Below are 1153 nucleotides of genomic sequence, written 5' to 3' on the forward strand. Positions count from 1 at the left end.
ACTGGAGCTAACAGTGCTACTACCTTTATAATCAAAAAATTCTAAAAAAATATGGACGGAATTATTTCTTTTGGAAAAAAACGAACTTATGAAGAATTTAAAAATCAAATTCCTAATAATGTAATAGAATTATTTGACGAACTGAGGGATTTTTCCTTAAGTTTAGGAAAAAATGTAATAGAAGACGTACGAATGCATCGCATAGTTTTTGGAAAATCAATGACTTTTAGATGGTTTACTGATTTAGAACCTCAAAATGACCACATTATTGTAAAAATTCAAAGAGACCGAAAAGAAATGCCTAAAATTTTTCAAGTTAAGACTTTAGATGATGTAAAAAACTTACAATCAATTTTGCAAAATGCTTACGAAACTATACACTAGTACAAAACATCAAATTTAGAAAATTCACCAGTAAATTTTTCATTCCTGATTTCAACATCTTCTACTCTTGCATTTGCAGGACCTGCATGACACCATTCAACTACATGGCTTACATTAAGATCTTCACCTTCAATTACAGTTTCCACTCTACCGTCTTTGAGATTTCGCACCCATCCAGAAACATTATTTTTTTTAGCCATAACCTTTAGTGCCTGTCTAAAAAAAACTCCTTGAACCTTACCTGTAACAAAAAGATGAACTCGCTGATTGGCCATATACTTATTTTTTAAAATGGCCTTTAATCAATTTTAGGTTAAAAAATATTCAATAAACCTACTTTCTTTCTTTAATTCTAGCTCTGCCTGTTTTTCTAGCAGCAATACTGCCGACCTTTGCGCCAGGTGGCGTATCTCTGGCAACAGTAGAGCTTTGTCCGACATGTTGGTGTCTTCCACCTCCATGTGGGTGAACATATGCGGCTTGGGCTACACCACGTACAATAGGATATTTTTGTCCTTTAGCACGGAATTTTCTCCATTTTCCACCTGCACTCATAAGGGGACGTTCAGAAGCTCCACCTCCTGCTAAAGTTCCAATCATTGCTCGATTTTTTGGGTTTAGTGTTGCAAATTTACCTGAAGGTAGTTTCAATACTACTCCATCATCTCCGTGTGAAAAAACAGTGGCGTTGCCACCAGCGGATTTGACAATTGAACCGCCATCACAAAAATTCTTTTCAATATTACAAACAATAGTTCCATCAGGAATG

General features: G+C 35.2%; 2 protein-coding genes and 1 pseudogene. 1 reads left to right on the forward strand and 2 read right to left on the reverse strand.

Translation table 11 applies throughout. The features are described from left to right. Positions 1-51 precede the first annotated feature (51 nt). A complete protein-coding gene (locus tag C6988_RS09330) occupies positions 52-384 on the forward strand; it encodes a DUF5655 domain-containing protein (RefSeq protein WP_182134926.1) in 333 nt (110 codons plus the stop codon). Here the strand turns inward: C6988_RS09330 and C6988_RS09335 are convergent. Both C6988_RS09335 and rpl2p read right to left on the reverse strand, forming a co-directional pair. Further along, positions 381-659 carry an acylphosphatase gene (locus tag C6988_RS09335; RefSeq protein ID WP_182134928.1) on the reverse strand — a complete coding sequence of 93 codons (279 nt, stop codon included), beginning with the start codon at positions 657-659 and terminating at the stop codon, positions 381-383. The genes C6988_RS09330 and C6988_RS09335 overlap by 4 nt on opposite strands. A 58-nt stretch (positions 660-717) precedes the next feature. Beyond that, positions 718-1153, reverse strand: a pseudogene (gene rpl2p / locus C6988_RS09340) (50S ribosomal protein L2); the annotation flags it as partial.

This window comes from Nitrosopumilus sp. b1, assembly GCF_014078545.1.
In the GTDB taxonomy this organism is placed as follows: Archaea; Thermoproteota; Nitrososphaeria; order Nitrososphaerales; family Nitrosopumilaceae; genus PXYB01.

Coding starts and splice junctions, on each gene's coding strand:
- C6988_RS09330 (WP_182134926.1), top strand. CDS start 52: ATGGACGGAATTATTTCTTTTGGAAAAAAACGAACTTATGAAGAATTT.
- C6988_RS09335 (WP_182134928.1), bottom strand. CDS start 659: ATGGCCAATCAGCGAGTTCATCTTTTTGTTACAGGTAAGGTTCAAGGA.